General features: G+C 33.6%; 18 protein-coding genes. 11 read left to right on the top strand and 7 right to left on the bottom strand.

The genetic code is table 11. The annotated features are described in order from the left end of the window. The first annotated feature begins 141 nt into the window (after positions 1–141). From ACFSC2_RS18260 to ACFSC2_RS18250, 3 genes are all read left to right on the top strand, one after another. Positions 142–1,176 (top strand): sensor histidine kinase, encoded by a 1,035-nt coding sequence (locus tag ACFSC2_RS18260; RefSeq protein WP_379815779.1) that lies wholly within the window; start codon positions 142–144, stop codon positions 1,174–1,176. Between the two features lies 1 nt (position 1,177). Beyond that, on the top strand, positions 1,178–1,873 hold the full coding sequence (locus ACFSC2_RS18255; protein ID WP_379815778.1) for a LytR/AlgR family response regulator transcription factor: 696 nt from the start codon (positions 1,178–1,180) through the stop codon (positions 1,871–1,873). A gap of 162 nt (positions 1,874–2,035) precedes the next feature. Continuing rightward, positions 2,036–2,509, top strand: a complete 474-nt coding sequence (locus ACFSC2_RS18250; protein ID WP_379815777.1) for a hypothetical protein — start codon at positions 2,036–2,038, stop codon at positions 2,507–2,509. 189 nt (positions 2,510–2,698) lie between these two features. On the opposite strand, the gene ACFSC2_RS18245 is transcribed toward ACFSC2_RS18250, so the two are convergent. The 6 genes from ACFSC2_RS18245 to ACFSC2_RS18220 form a co-directional block, all read right to left on the bottom strand. Beyond that, positions 2,699–3,463 (bottom strand): SDR family oxidoreductase, encoded by a 765-nt coding sequence (locus ACFSC2_RS18245; RefSeq protein WP_379815776.1) that lies wholly within the window; start codon positions 3,461–3,463, stop codon positions 2,699–2,701. Positions 3,464–3,865: 402 nt separating this feature from the next. Beyond that, on the bottom strand, positions 3,866–4,588 hold the full coding sequence (locus ACFSC2_RS18240) for an SDR family oxidoreductase (RefSeq protein WP_379815775.1): 723 nt from the start codon (positions 4,586–4,588) through the stop codon (positions 3,866–3,868). Positions 4,589–4,910: 322 nt separating this feature from the next. After that, positions 4,911–5,834 (bottom strand): helix-turn-helix domain-containing protein, encoded by a 924-nt coding sequence (locus ACFSC2_RS18235; protein WP_379815774.1) that lies wholly within the window; start codon positions 5,832–5,834, stop codon positions 4,911–4,913. Positions 5,835–6,081: 247 nt separating this feature from the next. Further along, positions 6,082–6,579 carry a 2'-5' RNA ligase family protein gene (locus ACFSC2_RS18230; protein WP_379815773.1) on the bottom strand — a complete coding sequence of 166 codons (498 nt, stop codon included), beginning with the start codon at positions 6,577–6,579 and terminating at the stop codon, positions 6,082–6,084. Positions 6,580–6,665: 86 nt separating this feature from the next. Next, entirely contained in the window at positions 6,666–6,980 is a 315-nt protein-coding gene (locus ACFSC2_RS18225; protein WP_379815772.1) for a hypothetical protein, read from the bottom strand. A 631-nt stretch (positions 6,981–7,611) separates the two neighbouring features. Then, entirely contained in the window at positions 7,612–8,550 is a 939-nt protein-coding gene (locus tag ACFSC2_RS18220; RefSeq protein ID WP_379815770.1) for an alpha/beta hydrolase, read from the bottom strand. Positions 8,551–8,956: 406 nt separating this feature from the next. On the opposite strand from ACFSC2_RS18220, the gene ACFSC2_RS18215 reads away from it, so the two are divergent. From ACFSC2_RS18215 to ACFSC2_RS18180, 8 genes are all read left to right on the top strand, one after another. Next, complete coding sequence (locus tag ACFSC2_RS18215) at positions 8,957–10,552, top strand: MFS transporter (RefSeq protein WP_379815769.1); 1,596 nt, start codon at positions 8,957–8,959, stop codon at positions 10,550–10,552. A gap of 99 nt (positions 10,553–10,651) precedes the next feature. After that, positions 10,652–11,491, top strand: coding sequence for a 5-dehydro-4-deoxy-D-glucuronate isomerase (gene kduI / locus ACFSC2_RS18210; protein WP_379815767.1), 840 nt, complete (start codon positions 10,652–10,654; stop codon positions 11,489–11,491). 4 nt (positions 11,492–11,495) lie between these two features. Next, complete coding sequence (locus tag ACFSC2_RS18205; protein ID WP_379815766.1) at positions 11,496–12,287, top strand: gluconate 5-dehydrogenase; 792 nt, start codon at positions 11,496–11,498, stop codon at positions 12,285–12,287. Between the two features lie 24 nt (positions 12,288–12,311). Continuing rightward, positions 12,312–13,712 carry a glucuronate isomerase gene (uxaC, locus tag ACFSC2_RS18200; protein ID WP_379815765.1) on the top strand — a complete coding sequence of 467 codons (1,401 nt, stop codon included), beginning with the start codon at positions 12,312–12,314 and terminating at the stop codon, positions 13,710–13,712. A 97-nt stretch (positions 13,713–13,809) separates the two neighbouring features. Continuing rightward, positions 13,810–14,832, top strand: a complete 1,023-nt coding sequence (locus ACFSC2_RS18195) for a PfkB family carbohydrate kinase (protein ID WP_379815764.1) — start codon at positions 13,810–13,812, stop codon at positions 14,830–14,832. A gap of 13 nt (positions 14,833–14,845) precedes the next feature. Further along, entirely contained in the window at positions 14,846–15,514 is a 669-nt protein-coding gene (locus ACFSC2_RS18190) for a bifunctional 4-hydroxy-2-oxoglutarate aldolase/2-dehydro-3-deoxy-phosphogluconate aldolase (RefSeq protein WP_379815763.1), read from the top strand. A gap of 216 nt (positions 15,515–15,730) precedes the next feature. Beyond that, positions 15,731–17,176, top strand: coding sequence for a tagaturonate reductase (locus tag ACFSC2_RS18185; protein WP_379815762.1), 1,446 nt, complete (start codon positions 15,731–15,733; stop codon positions 17,174–17,176). A gap of 224 nt (positions 17,177–17,400) precedes the next feature. Beyond that, entirely contained in the window at positions 17,401–19,023 is a 1,623-nt protein-coding gene (locus tag ACFSC2_RS18180; RefSeq protein ID WP_379815761.1) for a UxaA family hydrolase, read from the top strand. A gap of 328 nt (positions 19,024–19,351) precedes the next feature. Here ACFSC2_RS18180 and ACFSC2_RS18175 read toward each other — a convergent pair whose 3' ends face one another. Beyond that, entirely contained in the window at positions 19,352–20,380 is a 1,029-nt protein-coding gene (locus ACFSC2_RS18175) for a LacI family DNA-binding transcriptional regulator (protein WP_379815760.1), read from the bottom strand. Between the last annotated feature and the right edge of the window lie 261 nt (positions 20,381–20,641).

The following is a 20,641-nucleotide window of genomic DNA, read 5'->3' as shown; positions in this document are numbered from 1 at the left end:
ACACAAATTTATTTCTCTTACGCTGATAAAAGTCAGGTTTAGTGATGTACTGCACTAGTAAATGACGAATTGAATTTGTCATTTAATGGAAATAATTATTAAATATTTGTTCGTACTTTGTAAACTATTTCAGAATTAAGAATGAACAAAAGAATTGATAACATACTGGATAACAAATGGTGGCAGGAGGTGGCCGTTGTCCTTTTTTCCTTTACGATTTATACCTTAAAAAATGATTGGATGCTTTTCAGCTCCTTCATTTCGATTATGATGGGTATATTTTTCTATTGCATTTTGTACATACACGCCCAATTTAACCGATTCTTTTTACTGCCGATTTTATTCAAAGCAAACAAACCTGTTACTTATATTATTCTAACGCTTTTTGGAGTTTTTGTCTTTTCGGTCATTTTGTACGAAATCACAATGTTGGATATGTTTGCCAAATGTCATTTGTATCAAAACTCACATCAAAGAAGTTACGCTTATCAATTAGCGAGCGTTTTAGGAACTTTGGTCTGCATTTTGAGTCCGATTATTGTGTTTAAATTTTATCGTATTCATAGAAAACAAACTGATGCGGCTTTATTGTTCAATCAAATGCAGTTAAACTCATTGAAAGGGCAATTAAATCCGCATTTTTTATTTAATACTTTTAATACGCTTTACGGAATCAGTTTAGAATTTCCAGACCGAACGCCCGATTTGATTATGAAAGTGTCGCAGTTAATGCGTTATCAATTAGAAAGCAACAGCAAACAATGCGTGTCTTTAGAAGAAGAATTGGAGTTTATAAACAGTTACGTGCAGTTAGAAAAAGAACGTGTTGGTTATCGCTGCGATATTGCTATTGAAAGTAAAGTAGACAAAGAATATACGTATAAAATATCGCCGATGCTGTTGATTGCATTTATTGAAAATGCCTTTAAACACGGAACCTGTGCTATCGAAAATTGTTTTGTAAAAATCGATATTAAGGTTGAAAACGGATTATTAAAGCTTCATGTAATCAATTCAATTCCGAAGAAAAACGATGTGATTTCGACTAAAATCGGATTGAAAAATACAATCGAACGTCTGAATTTAATTTATGGAAAAGACTATAAATTGGATATCAATGATGATAAAGAAACTTATATTGTTGATTTAGAAATACAACTTAAAAAGTTTTTGTAGGATGAAAGAAGCCAAAAAGTGTATTATCGTAGACGACGAACCCGCAGCGCATTATGTTTTAGCCAATTATATAAAACAAAATCCGCAGTTAGAATTGGTTTTTCAAGGTTATAATGGCATTGAAGCCATGAATTACCTTCGCGAAAATACAGTCGATTTAATGTTTCTGGATATTAATATGCCAGAAATTTCAGGAATGGAACTGCTTAAGATTCTGCCGACACATCCTAAAACAATTTTAACGACTGCATATTCTGAATTTGCCTTAGAAAGTTATGATTACGGCGTAATTGATTATCTGCTGAAACCTATTTATTTCCCGAGATTTTTAAAGGCAATTGACCGCTTTTTCGCCACAGAAAACCAGAAACCTAAAACAGAAGAAATTATAAATTCTGTAAGCGTAAAAGTCGATGGTTATTTTATTGAAATAGAATTAGACCAACTTTTATTTGCACAAAGTTTTGGAAATTATGTAAAGCTGCATACCATTAAAAGAACATATTTGGCGTCTATAACGACAACAGAACTAGAAAAATGCCTTCCAGAAAAGAATTTTATGCGAATACATAAATCTTATATCATCGCGTTGGACAAAATAGATTCGACCGAAAAAGATTTTGTGATCATCAAAAATGAAAAATTACCAATCGGAATTACTTACAAACGGGAATTAACCGATCGATTAAAAAAATAATGCCGAGAATAAAGATTGCTTACTAATTCAATTATTTTCAAAAAATCCTGCAAAGAATTATTTTTTTGCAGGCTTTTAATTTTTAGAATTAATTCATCTATTCTTAATAAATAAGTAGTACTTTTAATACGTTATTCAAGTCGAATTAAAAAAGTTGAAATCATGAAAAACGTATTCTTTATTGCTGTTTTTTTATGCAGCAGTTTTTTAATGGCACAGGAAGGAACCAATATGAAGAAAGTGGTAACGCCGCCAGAAAAGGTAAAGTTTGCTTTTGAAAAAGAATATCCGGGTAAAACCCCTGTATGGTCAGAAGAATATGTAGGAGATGATAATGATGAGATACGTTATGAAGCCAAATACAATGTAGACCAAAAAACAAAAGCAACTGCGATTTATGACAATTTAGGAGTTTTAAAAGCTTATGAGCTTCAAATTCCATTAAGTAAACTGCCTCAGTCTGCACAAATATATTTGAAGAAAAATTACGCCGCAAAAGCAGTTAAAGAAATAGCCTTAGTGGTTGATTACAAAAAAACGACAACCTATGAAGTTGGTATACAGAAAGATGGTAAATTTTATGATGTTGTGTTTGATAAAGATGGAGATTTTAATGTAACGATTGAAAAAAATTAAGATTACTTACTAATTCAATTATATCTAAATGAAAAACCCGATACGTTTCAAACATATCGGGTTTTGTTTTTTTTAGTTTAGTTTCAGGTTTCAGGTTTGAAGTTGAAATGTTTAAACCTGACAGGTTTTTAAAACCTGTCAGGTTTAACTGTTCCAATTTGGAATTTAAAATTTTGAGATTTTAAAATTTTATAAATTCATACCGCCAGAAACTTCAATGCGTTGTGCGTTTACCCAGCGTGCATCTTCTGTACATAAAAAGGCAACTACACCGCCAATATCATCAGGAAGTCCAACTCTGCCTAAAGCTGTTATTGAAGAAAGCATTTTGTTTAACTGCTCATTATCGCGAACAACACCGCCTCCAAAATCGGTTTCAATGGCACCCGGAGCCACAACATTTGCTTTAATGCCTCTTGCACCTAATTCTTTTGCCTGATATTTAGTCAAAGTTTCGATCGCACCTTTCATAGAAGCATAAGCTACATAACCTGGTGTTGAAAATCTTGCTAAACCAGTTGAAATATTTACAATTCCGCCGTTGTCATTCATAACGTTCAATGCTTTCTGTGTCAAGAAAAAAGGTCCTTTAAATTGAATTTTAGTTAACAAGTCAAATTCTTCTTCTGTTGTTCCTTCAAATGAATTATGAATTCCGATTCCGGCATTGTTTATAATAAAATCGAATTTATCTGTTTTAAAAGTATTTTTTAAAACTGTTTTTACTTCTTCAAAAAAAGCATCAAAAGTTCCAGATTCGCCAACATTTAATTGTAATGAAGCTGCTTTTTGACCTAAACTTTCTATTTCTGCCACAACAGCATCTGCTTCTTCTTTTTTGCTGTTGTACGTGATTATTACGTCTAATCCTTTTTTTGCAATCGCAATTGCCATGTTTTTTCCTAAACCTCTGCTTCCGCCTGTAATCAGAGCTATTTTTGTATTTACTGCCATTTTTTTAATGTTTATAGTTTGTTGTTTATTGTTATTACTCTAAGCGAATATTTTAAACACATAGAAACATAGGGTTTTCTTTTGATTTTAAAAGACGGCTAAAAGAAACTAGTTTCTCACACATAGCTATGTGTATTTATGCAAAGTGAAACGCCTTTTTTAAGTTTTTAAGACTATGTTTCTATGTGTTTAAATTATTTTTTGATCCTTTAGTTAGATTGAACGAAGTCCAAGACCTTAAGGGTATGAACATTTTAAACACATAGAAACATAGGTTTTCTTTTGATTTTAAAAGACGGCTAAAAGAAACTAGTTTCTCACACATAGCTATGTGTATTTATGCAAAGTGAAACGCCTTTCTTAAGTTTTTAAAAACTATGTTTCTATGTGTTTAATTAATCATTACGGATGCATTGCATTAAAATGATTTTTCAAATCTTCTGCGCTTGCGTTTAATCTCGTTTCGCTGGTTCCGAAAGTAAGTTCTTGTCTTCCTTCTTTTAATTGTTCAAAAATAGATTCAATAAAACTGCTTACACTTGGATGCGCGTCATGAAGACCAATTCCGCCTAAATCGGTATTTAGTGCTGGTGGAATAATCTCAATTACTTCAATGTTTTTTTCTTTTAATAAATGACGAAGCGAAAGTGTAAACGAACGGAAAAATGCTTTTGTAGCCGAATAAACAGGAACTTTTGCAAATGGTGAAAATGCCAATCCAGAAGTGGTATTCATTACCGTTTTAAGTGATGGTAATTGAACGAATAATGAAGTTAAATGTAGAGGCGCTTCGATATTAGTCGTAAGCTCATTTTTCATGTTTGCATAAAAATCAGCATCCGTTATTGTCATCCAGTTTTGAATTCCAGCATTATTTACCAGAACATTTAAGTCTGAATGATTTTCTTTGATCCATTCGTAAAGAGCAACACGTTCTGTTTCTACAGACAAATCGCATACTTTCGTGATAATGGAAGGAAATTTTGCTTTTACTTCTTCTAAAAGTGAAGCTCTTCTTCCGCAGATAATTACGGTATTATTTTCTTGAATAAATCGTTCGGCAAGTCCAAGTCCGATACCGCTTGCACCACCGGTTATTAAAATTTTGTTGTTTGCTAAATTCATCTTTTTAATCTTTTAAATTGATAAGACAAAGGTAGAGGCAAAGCAGATGCGGGGAATTGTAAATATCAAACCGATGTTTGCGAAATTCAAATCACGTAGTAAAATTCCAATTTTTTAAAATTCCAAATTCCACGATTAAATTCCAGTTTTTAAAATTCCAAATTCCAAACCTTTGATGAAAAACTTTGTGGAGCTTCTTGCGAAGATCCCTCGTTCCTCGGGATGACAAACGGTATGGTTACAGTTTGTACAACCTGAAACCTGAAACCTAAAACTTGAAACTTGAAGCCTAAAACTTGAAACTTGAAACCTGAAACAAAAATTAACTTCTAAAAGCCAGCGGCGTATAAGTAGTTTGTTTTTTAAAAAAATTAGAAAAATGCGCCAACTCTTCAAAACCAAGTGAATAGGCAATTTCAGAAATATTCCAGTCTGTTTGTTTCAAAAGTATTTTGGCTTCGTTTGTTAGTCGGTTACTAATTAATTCGGTGGTGGTTTTTCCAGTATTTTCTTTTAAGACCTTATTTAAATGGTTTACGTGAACCGATAATCTTTCGGCAAAATCTTTTGCGGTTCTTAATTCAAGTCGTTGATTTGGAGATTCTATAGGGAATTGTCTTTCTAGTAATTCGGCAAATAATGAAGAAACTCTTGCCGCAGAATTATGTTTAGAATATAAGGCGGTTATGGGTTGCAATTTTTGTCCAAAATGAATTAACTCCGCCACATAATTTCGGATTAAATCATACTTATAGATATAATCGGAGTTGATTTCTTTTTGTATTTTATTGAAAATCAAAGCAACTTCATCAACTTCCTCATCTGATAACTGAAAAATGGGATAACCATCTGAAGCAAAAATAGGGAGTTCGTCTAAGTCAATACCGCTTTTACTTTTAGATAGAAATTCGCTTGTAAAAACACAAAACTGCCCGCCTTGGTTGGTGTCTTGCGGTAAATAATTGTACGGAATTTTTGGAGTTGCAAATAACAATCCCTGTTTTTCGATTTCGATTACTTTGTCGGCGTATTCGGCTTTATTGTGTCCTCTAATTAAACTTATTTTATAATAAGCCCTTCTGTCATAAGGCATTCCAGGTTTTCCTTTCATGCGTTCCAAAAGCTCTTTTATATCAAAAACATTAAAATGACCAATTTCTTTTTGAATGTCGTTTGGCAGTAATGAATTGGGTTCAACTGTTGAGCCTTCGGTAATATCTTTATAAAATGAATCTAGGGATTTCATATTGTGATGAATTGTAAAATTCAAATATACGAAAATTATAAAGATTGGTTTTTGTTTGTTTCAGGTTTAAAGTTTCAAGTTGTTTTTAACCGCAATGGCGCGAGGTTCTTCGCAATCCCGATAGCTATCGGGAGCAAAGTTTTTTTGAATTGGCTCGCAAAGGCGCGAAGACGCAAAGGTTTATAATCTTATAATACAATCTTTGCGTGCTTTGCGTAATTCTTAACGAACTTTGCGGTTAAGAAAATTAAAACAAACTTCCCTGAACAAACTCCGGCTCAGGATTGCTTCCAAAACGAAAAGCATCAATTACAAAAAACTGTTTTACTATAGGATCAAATTCTCTTAGAACAATTTCATTGCATAGAAAATCCAAATCAATTGTGGTGAAAAGTTCAGAAGCTATTTTAAGGTTTTCCGGAGCTAATCGGCGTCCGATTGATAGGTGTGGAGTATCACTTTTATGCTTTAAAGACTTGAAGGCTTCATGAGTTTTTTTCATGATTGGCACGAGATTCTTCTTTGATTCTTCGGTTACGCCGATGAAAAAAGCACCGCTTTGTGGAAAAGAATTGAAATGATTTAAAGAAACGTGAAATGGGGTGAAAGTATCTGAAATTTTAATAAGCTTTTGTTTGATTGCATCCAACTCAGATTCTTCAATTTCAAATTCACAAATCGTAATATGTGCTTCAGAATTACAGCTGTTATACCATTTGATTTTGCTTCTTAAAATGTCTTTCATTTTTTTGACAGGCTCCACCAATGTTTTAGAATAAAATACAACTGAATACGTTTTTACCATTTTTTAGGGCTTTATATTTTACAAATTTAAAGTTTTCCTTTCAAATGTAGTCGATGTAATATTTCAGATCGAAGCAATCCGCTGCCGCCTCCAAAATGCTCGATTACTTCTACGTCTGGCTGTGTTTTTATACAGAAAGAAGTAAATTGTTTTTCAATTTGATCTTCGATTCCAGAACTCAAAAGAACAATGTCAATTTTGTTTTTAAGAAAATATTCCTGCGCTAAATTTTCATCACTAAAAGGTATTGCATTCCATTCCTCATACGCATTTACAAGACGCGTCAGAATTTCTAAAATAGGCTGGTTTTTTCCGAGTATTAAGAATTCAAATGTTTTCATGATTATTAATTTATAGGACAAAATTATTTTAATAAAGCTGTTTTCAACTTAATCTAGAACAAGAAATGATTTTTATTTTTTGACGTTAAAAACATTTCATTGAATGCTGAAATTGTTTTACAAATATATCCGTAATTAAACGAAATACGACTTAATCTAGGATAAGAAAAGAAGAGTTTTTTTACGTTTTATTTCTTTTTTGAAAAAGCAAATGTTAAAGTCCAAAAACTAACTTAATGGAAAACAATGTTTTGTTTTTTCGAAATTGTTAAAATAGCATTTTTTCCATTTCAAATGAGGAAAACCGTAAGGAAATCAAGGGCTGGCAATTTAATTTTGCTCTCGAAAGTTGAAAGAAACACCATTTTTTACCTTTTTATAATGGTGCGTTTTTATTTTTGATGTTAACTGTTTTTGGAGAAACAATTTTTTTAATTTGAAGTTTGACATAATTCATTTGATCGTGGATAAATAGTGTGAATTTGCAAAATTTACAAGAATGTCTAATTTTTAAGGGTTTTTATATTTGGTCGACGGACTGAATTTAAAAACCCTTTTTTCATTGAAATAAAATATAAATAGATTTTTATCTAAACAAAAAAGGCGAAACCAATACCGTTTCGCCTTTTGTTTAATGAATATAATTATGTGTTTTTAGCCATTCTTGGCAATGTTTTGTCCAGAATTGGCTGGTATCTTTTACGCCTAAACCAAAACCGTGGCCGCCTTTTTCGTAAATATGCATTTCGGCACCCACACCGTTTTTCTTTAAAGCCAAATAATAATTGATGCTGTTTTCTGGAATAACTACCGTATCATCTGTTGCGTGAATTAAGAATGCTGGAGGCGTTTTTGCATTCACTTGTTTTTCATTAGAATAGAAATCAAGCAATTCCTGAGATGGTTTTTCTCCTAAAAGATTGATTTGTGAACCTTTATGCGTAATGTCATTCTGCATTGAAATTACAGGATAAATTAAAAGTGAAAAGTCTGGTCTTGCACTTACTTTATAGGTGCTTTCATAAACCTTATCTTCATAATGTGTTGATGCTGTTGAAGCAAGATGTCCGCCAGCAGAAAATCCCATAATTCCGATTTTATTCGGATCTAAATTCCATTTTGCTGCGTTTTGTCTCACATAACGAATGGCTTCCTGCGCGTCTTGTAACGGACCAATATTTTTGTTTTTCATAATCAAATCGCTTGGCAGTCTGTATTTTAAAACAAAAGCGGTTATTCCTAAACTATTCAGCCATTGTGCAATTTTGGTTCCTTCTTTATCAAAAGCCAAATGTGTGTAACCGCCGCCTGGGCAAATAATTACTGCAGTTTTATTTCCTTCTTTCGGAACATGAATGCTCAATGTTGGGATCGAAACAAGGCTTGTACTTTGCAGATTTCCATCTTTTAGATCTGGTTTCTCTTTGTAATCTGGAGCTTTTATTTCGTCTGGAATTTTATTCCACAAAGGAATAGTTTGATTCTGAGCATTTAAATCGATTGTAACCGCCGAATACAGCAAAAAACTTAGTGCTATTTTTTTTAAAAAGTGTTTTTTTATAGTTTTCAATTTGGTTGTAATTAATTGTTTTATAATGAATTAAGTATGCTGACTAAAAAGTGTATTTAAATTCTTTTCAGAATTTGAAAATTAAGCAAAAATATCTTTCAAAAAGGAATGTTTTAGGGACATTTTTACCCCCAAATTCGGATAAATTTCACCTTGTAGCTTTTAACAAATATATTATTTAATGTGTAATTTTGGATAGTTTTTTTTAAATGATATGTTTATTTTGTGTGCTAAAATAATTTTATATATAATTTATTTGGTATATACAGATTAAAAACTATATTTGTGCAATCGATTACATTAATTTGACTTTTTAGAAGTAAGAGATTGATTTTAATCTTTTTAAACGAAGATAAATTTAATCGAAAAAATACCAAGATTTACAAAACTATAATACCGACTTACTATGAATCAAACCGAAGCTGTTACAACGAACCAAAGCGTACAAGCATCAGGAAAATACCGCTGGAGTATTTGCGCACTGTTGTTTTTTGCAACAACCATCAATTATTTAGACAGACAAGTACTTTCGTTGACTTGGAAAGATTTTATCGCTCCAGAATTTCATTGGACAAATAGTGATTATGGCGATATAACAGCTTTATTTTCTATATTTTACGCAGTTTCATTATTGTTTGCTGGACGATTTGTAGATTGGTTAGATACCAAAAGAGGATTTCTTTGGGCAATTGGAATCTGGTCTATAGGAGCTTGTCTTCATGCTTTTTGCGGTATTGCAACTTCTGGAATCATTACAGGAGATTGGTTTGTAGGCTTTCACGGCTCAAAAGAAGTAATAAGTACTGTACAGGATACGGCTTTAGTGATTAATGTGAGTGTGGCATTGTTCATCTTTGCGCGTTTTGTTTTGGCAGTTGGTGAAGCTGGAAACTTTCCTGCAGCGATCAAAACAACAGCCGAATATTTTCCTAAAAAAGACAGGGCTTTTGCAACTAGTATTTTTAATGCTGGTGCAACTGTTGGAGCTTTAGCGGCTCCAGTGAGTATTCCGTTTATTGCAAAATCTTTTGGCTGGGAAATGTCATTTATTATCATTGGTGCTTTGGGATTTGTATGGATGGGATTCTGGATGTTTATGTATGATAAACCAGAAAGACATTCTAAAGTTTCTCCAGAGGAATTAGCATATATTCAGCAAGATGATATTGCAGATAGTAAAATAGCAGGATTTGTAAAAGATACAAGTTCTAAAGTGGCACTTAAAGACTGTTTTAAATACAAACAAACTTGGGCCTTTGCATTTGGTAAATTTATGACCGACGGAGTTTGGTGGTTCTTTTTGTTCTGGACGCCAGCATATTTAAGCTCTGTTTACGGAATGGATTCTACACAAGCTGCATTCCCATTATTTGTGCTTTATATGATTACTTTACTGTCAATTATCGGAGGATGGCTGCCAACTTATTTTGTTGATAAAAAAGGCATGAATCCGTATGAAGGTAGAATGCGTTCTATGTTGATTTTTGCATTTTTTCCTCTATTAGCTTTAGCAGCGCAGCCATTAGGGTATATCAGTTACTGGGTTCCGGTAATTATTATTGGTATTGCGGGCGCAGCTCACCAATCTTGGTCTGCCAATATTTTTACTACAGTAGGAGATATGTTTCCTAAGAAAGCAATCGCAACGATTACAGGTATCGGCGGATTAGCTGGAGGAATAGGTTCTACACTTATCAACAAAGGTTCTGGTGTATTGTTTGACTTTACACAAAGAAATTGGAGTACTATTAACGGTCAGCCATTATTAGAAAAATATCCGCAGCTTCAAAATGCAGCAACAGAAAAAGCTTTTCTGGCAGAAAGAGGTGTAGCAAATTTAGAAGAGTTTTTAAAGTCGCTAACCACTGCAGGAGAGACTGTTGCAAATGGTATTAATTCAGGTTACATGATTATTTTTTCTATCTGTGCAGTTTGTTACTTAACAGGATGGATCGTAATGAAAACCTTAGTTCCAAAATACCGTCCAATTACCGATCTTTAATAGCTTTTTCAATAAAAAAGTAGATTTTTTTTGATTTGAATTATGCTATTTAAATTTAAAAATATAATTTTGTGCAATCGATTACATTAATTTAAAATTATGACAAAATATAGTTCAAGATACGCGTCAAGCCCAGAAGCAGTTAAAAAATATGATACACAGCAATTGAGAGAAGAATTCTTAATTGATGACTTAATGCAGGAAGATGAAGTAGTTCTGGTTTATTCACATTACGATCGATACATTGCAGGTTCTGCAGTTCCGGTAAAAGGTGATTTATCATTAGAAACTATTGATCCGTTAAAGGCGCCTTATTTCTTAGAAAGAAGAGAATTAGGAATTATCAATGTTGGCGGAAGCGGTTCTGTAGTTGTTGAAGGAACTGTTTATGAGTTAGGTTTTAAAGATGCTTTGTACATCGGAGCTGGAAATAAAGAAGTGGTTTTTAAAAGTGACGACAAGAGCAATCCTGCAAAGTTCTATTTAAACTCTGCTCCAGCGCACACAACTTATCCAACTAAAAAAGTAAGTTTAGAAGAAGCGAATAAATTACAATTGGGAACAATGGAAACGGCAAACCACCGTACCGTAAACCAAATGATTATTGGAAGTGTGGTTACAACTTGCCAATTGCAGATGGGAATGACGGAATTGAAACCAGGAAGTGTTTGGAATACCATGCCGGCGCACGTTCACGATCGTAGAATGGAAGTTTATTTCTATTTGGATATTCCACAAGATCAGGCCGTTTGTCACTTTATGGGACAACCGCAAGAAACAAGACATATCTGGATGAACAATCATCAGGCTGTAATTTCACCGCCTTGGTCGATTCACTCAGGTTCAGGAACCAGCAACTATACTTTTATCTGGGGAATGGCTGGAGAGAACTTAGACTACGGAGATATGGATGTTTGTAAAATCACTGATTTAAGATAAGAAAATGACAAATTTATTTGATATAAAAGGAAAAGTTGCCCTTATCACAGGAAGTACACACGGACTGGGAATGGCAATGGCAAAAGGATTAGGTCAGGCGGGTGCTACAATTGTAGTAAACGGAAATTCTTCTCAGGAAAAAATTGATAATGCTGTAGCAGAGTTAAAAAGCGAAGGTATTAATGCTGTTGGTTACAAATTTAATGTAACTGAAGAGCAAGAAGTAAAAGAAGCTGTTGCTAAAATTGAAACTGAAGTTGGACCCATCGATATATTGATCAATAATGCTGGGATTATCAAAAGAATTCCATTGTTAGATATGGAAGTATCAGATTTCAGAGAAGTGGTTGATATTGATTTAGTAAGTCCGTTTATCGTTTCTAAGCATGTTGCGAAAGGAATGATTGCAAGAAGACAAGGAAAAATCATCAACATTTGCTCAATGATGAGTGAGTTGGGAAGAAATACTGTTTCGGCTTACGCTGCTGCAAAAGGAGGCTTAAAAATGCTGACTAAAAACATGGCAACGGAATGGGCAAAATACAATGTTCAAATTAACGGAATTGGGCCTGGATATTTTGCAACAGAACAGACAAAACCAATTAGAGTTGACGGACATCCGTTTAACGATTTTATCATCAGCAGAACGCCGGCTGCTAAATGGGGAGATCCAAGCGATTTAGCAGGAGCTGCAATATTTTTATCATCAAAAGCAAGTGATTTTGTAAACGGTCACATTTTATATGTTGACGGTGGTATCCTTGCGACAATCGGAAAACCTTCAAACGAAGAATAATTTTCAAATTATATTTTAAAAGACATGAGCCAGACTTTCATCAACGATAATTTTTTATTAGAAAATAAATATGCTGAAGAGTTATATCACAATTACTCTAAAAATCAGCCAATTATTGACTACCATAATCACTTAAATCCACAGTTTATTGCCGAAGATAAAATCTTTGAAAATATCACTCAGGTTTGGATTAACGGAGATCACTACAAGTGGCGTGCAATGCGTACATTAGGAATCAACGAGCAGTTTGTAACTGGAAATGGTTCAGATAAAGATAAATTCTTAAACTGGGGAAAAACAGTTCCGTACACAATGCGTAATCCATTATACCATTGGACGCACTTAGAATTGGCTCGTTATTTTGATATTTATGATTTATTGAATGAAAAGTCAGCTGAGAAAATTTATTTAGAAACTTCAGAAAAAATAAATTCTCAAGCGTACAGCACGCAAAACCTTCTTAAAAAAGTAAACGCTGAATTAGTTTGTACTACAGAAGATCCTATTGATACTTTAGAGTTTCACCAAAAATTCGCTAATAATTCGACTGGAATTAAAATGAGTACGGCTTTCAGACCTGATAAAGCCATCTTAATTGCTAACGATGGTTATAATGCATATCTGGACACATTAGGGGATGTGTCCGGAATTGCAATTAACACTTTTGCTGATTTGCAGTCTGCTTTAAGAAAAAGAATTGAATTCTTTAATGCAAACGGATGTAAGTTAAGTGATCACGGTTTAAACCAAATTGATTTCGAAAACTTTACAGAAAGTGAAGTAAATGCTATTTTCACAAAGAAAAGAGAAAATGGCGAATTATCTCCAGAAGAAGTATTGAAATTTCATAGTGCTATTTTGGTTTTCTTGTCAGAAACATACCATGAGTTTGGATGGGTGCAGCAGTTTCACTTAGGAGCGTTAAGAAACAATAATGCTCGTATGCACAGAATCTTAGGTCCAGATACAGGATGGGATTCTATCGGAGATTATCCGCAGGCACAAAAATTATCGGCTTTCTTAAATGCTTTAGACAGCAAAGATAAATTGACTAAAACAATCATTTATAACTTAAATCCAGCTGATAACGAAGTTATGGCAACGATGATTGGAAATTTCAACGACGGAAGTGTTCGCGGAAAAGTACAATTTGGTTCTGGATGGTGGTTCTTGGATCAAAAAGACGGAATGACAAAACAGTTAAATGCATTGTCAAACATGGGATTAATCAGCTGTTTTGTGGGAATGTTGACAGATTCAAGAAGTTTCTTGTCATTTCCAAGACACGAATATTTCAGACGTATTTTATGTAATCTTTTGGGTGACGAAATCAAAAGAGGAGAATTGCCAAATGATATAGAATGGATTGGAAAATTAGTTTCTGATATTTCATACAACAACGCAAAAGAGTATTTCAAATTTTAATTAAAGTTTAACCGCAAAGTTCGCAAAGATTTACGCAAGGTTCGCTAAGTTTTTAAATCCTTCTAATCTTTGTAATCTGTGGCAAAATAAATATAACATGAGTAGAGTAGTTGCATTTGGAGAAATCATGCTTCGTCTTTCGACAGAGAGACATTTACGTTTTTCACAATCATCAGCATTTGGTGCTACTTACGGCGGCGGCGAATTTAATGTTTGTGTTTCTTTAGCAAATTATGGCGTAAATGCTGAGTTTGTAACCAGATTACCAGAAAACGAAATTGCTTTTTCAGCACTAAAAGAAATTAGAAAAATGAATGTTGAATCTAAAAATATTGTTTTTGGAGGAGAGCGTTTAGGAATTTATTTCTTAGAGACTGGTGCAGGAACTCGCGGCAGTAATGTAGTGTATGATCGTGCCCACAGTTCGATGGCAACTATTCAAAAAGGTCAGATTGACTGGGACAAAGTTCTGGAAGGTGCAGAATGGTTTCATTGGAGCGGTATTACTCCGGCGATTTCACAAAGTGCTGGAGAAGCTTGTTTAGAAGCTATTAAAGTGGCTCATAAAAAAGGAATAAAAATTTCCTGCGATTTAAATTATAGATCAAAATTATGGCAGTACGGTAAAACACCAAGCGACGTAATGCCGGAAATGCTGCAATACAGCAATGTGATCTTAGGAGATATTGACACGGCGTATTTCATGTTGGGAATTCCGAAAGTAAATCCGAATTATCAGGATGAAAAATCGCTTCCGGCTGTATACGATAAATTGTTTCAACTGATCCCGAATCTGCAGATTGCGGCAACAACGCTTCGTTATTCTGTAAGTGCATCTCACCAAAGAATCGGCGGTATTTTGTATGATGGAAAAGCAATTCACAGCGCGGCAGTTAAAGAAGTTACACCTGTGGTAGACCGTGTTGGAAGCGGTGATGCTTTTATGGGCGGTTTAATCTACGGACTATTACAATACACTAATAATAACCAGAGAGCCTTGGATTTTGCAGTTGCAGCTTGTTGTTTAAAACATACAATTGCAGGAGATTACAACTTGGTTACTTTAAAAGAAGTTGAGAATATGATTGATGGTGATGGTTCTGCATTAGTATCAAGATAATTTTAAAATAAAAATGGCAAAATATTCAAGAATTGAAGTAGCATCTCAAATGAAAGAGAACGGAATGGTTCCGTTGTTTTTTCATTCGGATATCGAATTAAGTAAAAAAGTTTTAAAAGCCTGTTATGATGGAGGTTCCCGATTAATGGAATTTACAAGCAGAGGCGATTTTGCACATGAAGTTTTTGGAGCTTTAAACAAATACGCTTTGGCAGAACTTCCAGGAATGATTTTAGGAGTTGGTTCTATTACAGATGCAGCGTCGGCTTCATTGTATATGAGTTTAGGAGCAAATTTTATTGTAACTCCGGTTTTTAGAGAAGACATCGCAATTGCGTGTAATCGCAGAAAAGTATTATGGTCACCAGGCTGTGGTACTCTAACTGAAATTGCGAGAGCGGAAGAATTGGGTTGTGAAATCGTAAAATTATTTCCAGCAGATATTTACGGACCAGAATTTATTAAAGCGATAAAAGGTCCATGTCCTTGGACAAACATTATGCCGACTGGCGGTGTTTATCCGACAAAAGAAAGTTTAAGTTCTTGGCTGAATGCCGGAGCAACTTGTGTTGGTTTGGGTTCACAGCTTATTTCAAAAGATATATTAGAAAACAAAGACTTCGACGGTTTGACTGCAAAAGTCAGTGAAGTACTTAACATTATAAAAGACATTAGAAAATAGACTAAGGAGTAATCATGCCAACTCCTTATTTTATAAGTTTTTTTTAGATTTTTAGAGATTGTAATTGAACATTATACTTGCAAAATTTAATCTGTCACTCCTCACAGCAGGTTTAGTTTTACTCAAAACGGGTGTAATGTTTCATTTACAATTTAAAAAAGACAAAAGAAATAAGGTTTATAGTGGTTATTTAAAACACTTTAAAGAAATTTTAAAATGAAAAAATTAAATAGAATAAATACAGGATTAGAAAAGTTACAGCCAATTAAGGTAGTTCAGTTTGGAGAAGGTAACTTTTTAAGAGCTTTTGTAGATTACGCTTTTCACAAACTAAATAACGAAGTAGATTTTAATGCCGGTATTGCAATAGTTCAGCCTTTGAAAGATGGTATGGTAAACATGATCAATGATCAGGACGGTTTGTATACTTTGTTTATGAACGGAATTAAAAAAGGCGAAAAAATACAAAATATTGAGTTAATTAATAATATTGTAAAAACTGTAAACCCATATACTGAATTTGCAAATTATTTGGCTTTAGCCAAAGAAGAAGAGCTTCAGTTTATTGTTTCTAATACTACTGAAGCTGGAATTGAATTCATTGAAAGTGATACTCCAGACATGCAGCCGCCAGTGTCATTTCCTGCAAAGCTGACGGTTTTATTATATGAAAGATTTAAACATTTTAATGGTGATGCTTCGAAAGGAGTAACAATCATTCCTTGTGAATTGATTGATTATAACTCAGAGACACTTAAAAAATATATTTTACAATATGTTGATTTATGGAAATTAGAAGATGCATTTAAAACTTGGGTATCAGATGCTTGTACATATCACAGTACTTTGGTGGACAGAATTGTTCCTGGATATCCAAGAGCTGAAATTGAAGAATACAATAATAAATTAGATTATCAGGATAATTTAATTGTTGCTGCTGAGCCTTTTTTCCTTTGGGCTATTGAAGGTGGAGATGCTTTAAAAGCAAAATTGCCTTTTCATAAAACGGATTTGAATGTAAAAATTGTTGATGATATACGTCCTTTTAAAATGATTAAAGTTCGTATTTTAAACGGTTCTCACACGGCAATGGTTCCTTTTTCGCTTTTGTATGGTAACAAATTAGTGATGGAAACTGTTAACGGAGATTTTACTGGAAAATTTGTAAATAGCGTTATTAGTGAAATTAGTGAAACTCTTGATATGGATAAAAATGAAATCACTGCATATTGTGAGGAAGTGATGGACCGATTTAAAAATCCATTTATCAAACATGCACTTGCTGATATTGCATTAAATTCTGTATCGAAATTCAAAGTAAGAGTTTTGCCTAGTTTATTAGGGTATTATAATACGAACAAAAAATTGCCTGTTAATTTGACTTTTTCATTCGCGAGTTTAATTCGTTTCTACAAAGGAACATGGAATGGAGAAGAATTACCTGTTAAAGATGGTGAAGATATTATAACGTTCTTTAGCGGACTTTGGAAGTCGGATGATTACGAGAAAATTGCTCGTTTAACATTACAAAATAAAGGTTTCTGGGGAGAAGATTTAACAGAGATTCCTGGATTAACAAAAGCGATAACAATTGCATTAGAAGAAATTGATGCAAATGGTGTTGAAACTGGCTTTGCTAAGTTTCAAGAGAGAATAAAATAGATCTGATTTGAATAAAGAAAATCTAATTTGATCTGCTGAAATCTTTTTTAATCCCGATAGCTATGGGAGCGTGAAATATTTTTTGCGTATCGATTTTTTCACGCAGATTAAAGCAGATTTACACAGATTTAAATCTCAAGGTTGAGTAAAATTGAGAAAATACAATTTTACTCAATTGTTTAAAATAAAAGAAAAACAAAAAGAACAAAGAACAAAGGTTAATTATGGCAACGCAGAAAAAACTAATAAAAGTTCACCCTACCGACAATGTTGCGGTAGCTTTGGTGAATCTTACTGCAGGCGAAGTTATTGATTTTGAAGGAGAATCAATTTCTGTTGAGTCTGATGTAAAAATGAAACATAAGATTGCAATGGTTCCTTTTAATGTAGGAGACAGAATCATTATGTATGGTGTTTTGGTCGGAAAAGCAAGTGCTCGAATTGAAAAGGGCGGATTGCTTTCTACTGCAAACGTAAAACACGAAAGTGATAAAGTAACTGGAAAAACAGAAACGATTGGCTGGAATGCTCCAAATGTTGATAAATGGAAAGATAGAACGTGGCAGGGCTATCACAGAGAAGACGGACAGGTTGGAACTGAGAATGTTTGGTTGTTTTTTCCGTTGGTTTTTTGTGAAAACAGAAATATTGAAATCTTAAAAGATATTTTCGAAAAAGAGTTGATGAAACCTAAAGAGAACGATTATCAATTGTTACTTCGTTCTTTAGTAAAATCAGAAACTGGTGGAGCAGGAAATCAAGAAGCTTCAAACGACGCTAACTTATTCAACAATATTGAGGTTAAATTCATTACGCATCAAGGTGGCTGTGGTGGAATTCGTCAGGATTCTCACAGTTTGGCTAAGCTTTTGGCAGGTTATGTAAACAATCCAAACGTTGCTGGAGCGACTGTATTGAGTTTAGGATGCCAGAATCTTCAAATTTCTATTTTCAAAGATGCTTTAGATGCTATTAATCCAAACAGTAAAAAGCCGGTTTTAATCTACGATCAGCAGTCTATCGGAACAATTGAAACGATGTTGAGCAGTGTTGTAAAAGATACTTTTGAAGCAATCAAAAAAGCAAATGAGATTAAAAGAGAACCAGCGCCATTATCTAAATTAAGAATTGGTTTAGAGTGCGGTGGATCTGATGGATTCTCTGGAATTTCTGCAAATCCAACATTAGGAGTATTGTCTGATAAATTGGCAGCATTAGGAGGAACGACAATTCTTTCTGAGTTTCCAGAATTGTGTGGTGTAGAGCAAGAATTAGTAAACCGTTGTGTTGATGACGAAGACGGAAAACGTTTCTTAGATTTAATGAAATGGTATGAAAAAACAGTTGTAGACGCAGGTTCAGGATTTGATATGAATCCTTCTCCAGGGAACATCAAAGACGGTTTGATTACTGATGCTATGAAATCGGCAGGAGCGGCTAAAAAAGGTGGAACATCTCCAATTGCTGGTGTTTATGATTATGGGGAGTATATTAACGAGCCAGGATTAACATTACTATGTACGCCAGGAAATGATGTGGAATGTACAACTGCAATGGTAGGTTCAGGAGCTAATATGGTATTATTTACAACAGGTTTAGGAACTCCAACAGGAAACCCAATTGCACCGGTTGTAAAAATATCTTCTAACTCAGAGTTAGCAGCAAAAATGTCTGATATCATCGATATTGACACTGGTGGAATCATCAAAGGTGAAAAATCGATCGAAGAAATGGCTGATGAAATGCTTGAAACTATTATCGATATTGCTAGTGGTACGGTAAAAACAAAAGCTGCGATTTTAAATCAAAACGATTTTATTCCTTGGAAAAGAGGGGTGTCGCTTTAATTTTTAGATTCAAAGTTTCACAGCGACAAAGTTTCAAAGAGACAAAGGAGCAAAGGTTATATATAGAGACGCACAGTAGTGCGTCTTTTTTTTTTTTTTTTTTTGAGAAAGCTCCGGAGGAGCAAAATATTTATAGAATTGCAATAAGACAGACAAACAAAAGCTCCGGAGGAGCGACATATTTAAGTTGCAGAAAATATGTCGCTCTTCCGGAGCTTTATGCTGTAACAATTTATCTTTTGTTATAAATATTTCACTTCTCCGAATATTGAATAAAAAAAGCCCATTCTAAAATGAGCTTATATAACTTATATGGTGAAAAAAAAAATTAAGAATTAGTTCTTGTTGAAGATTTACGAATGTATAATTCTGGTGCCAAGACCACTTTTTTCTCGATTTTAATAGTATCAGTTTTGTCTACTTGTTCTAAGAAAACACGAGCAGACATTTTGCCCATTTCAAGCGGAGATTGATCTACAGAAGTTATAGAAAGCTCCATAAACTTTGTAAATGGTTCGTTACTAAAACCAGCTACACAAAATTCTTTCGGAATGCTGATATTTCTAGATTGAAGTTCCTGAATAGCGCCCAAAGCAGCAAAATCACTCGAAGAAAATATAGCGTCAGGCGGTGTTTTTAATTTAAGTAAATTGTCAACAGCCTCTTTTCCTGCATCCACGCTACTTTTTGTATAAATAACATATTCTTCTTTAAACTCAAGGCCGTTATCAATTAAAGCTTGTTTATAACCTAAAAACCTGTTTTTGAAAATATCTAGTGACTGATCTCCAGAGAAATGAGCGATAGATTTACAGCCTTCATCAATCAAATGTTTGGTAGTTAAGTAACCGCCTTTAAAGTCATTAATAGTAACAGAACTTACACCATCAATGTGTTTGCTACGGTCAAAGAATATCAAGGGTACATTTTTCTCTAAAACATATCTAAAAGCACTATCATTTTCATCAGAAATACCCGTAACAGACATCATAATTCCGTCAACCTGTGCATCTACAAGCGTATGCAGGTTTTCGTTTTCTCTTTTGATACTTTCATGAGTCTGGCAGATAATGACTTGGTAACCGTGGGGGTAAAGCTCTTCTTCGATACCTCTAATTACCGAGGCGAAAAAATTACTGTCTATACGTGGTACAATAACTCCGATGTTATTACTACGGCCGCTTTTAAGTGCCAAAGCAAGTTTATTTTGCTTGTAGTTCATTGCAGCGGCAGTTTTTAAAACTAATTCACGTGTTGCTTCTTTAATTTTTGGATTGTTATTTAACGCTCTAGAAACGGTAGCAGCAGTGATATTCAGCTTTTCGGCAATATCGTAAATAGTTACTTTTTCACTCATGAAAAAAAGTTTATCAGATTATTATTAGACAAAAATACATTTTTTTATTATCAAATTGAAATTGTTATCGATTACCTAAATAAATAACTAAAACGTTTTCAGTTATACAATGATAATAAATTATATGATTTTTTGCATTAAATGTAATTATTTTTTACAATAAAAATTAAATATACATTTTTTTTCTAAATAAATTTGGTGTGTAAGAACAATTTTTCTATTTTCGTGTAATCGATTACATAAAATATGTGTTTTTGATGC

Source organism: Flavobacterium artemisiae (assembly GCF_042678225.1).
GTDB classification, from domain to species: Bacteria; Bacteroidota; Bacteroidia; order Flavobacteriales; family Flavobacteriaceae; genus Flavobacterium; species Flavobacterium artemisiae.
This window is presented reverse-complemented; position numbering and strand designations above follow the sequence as displayed.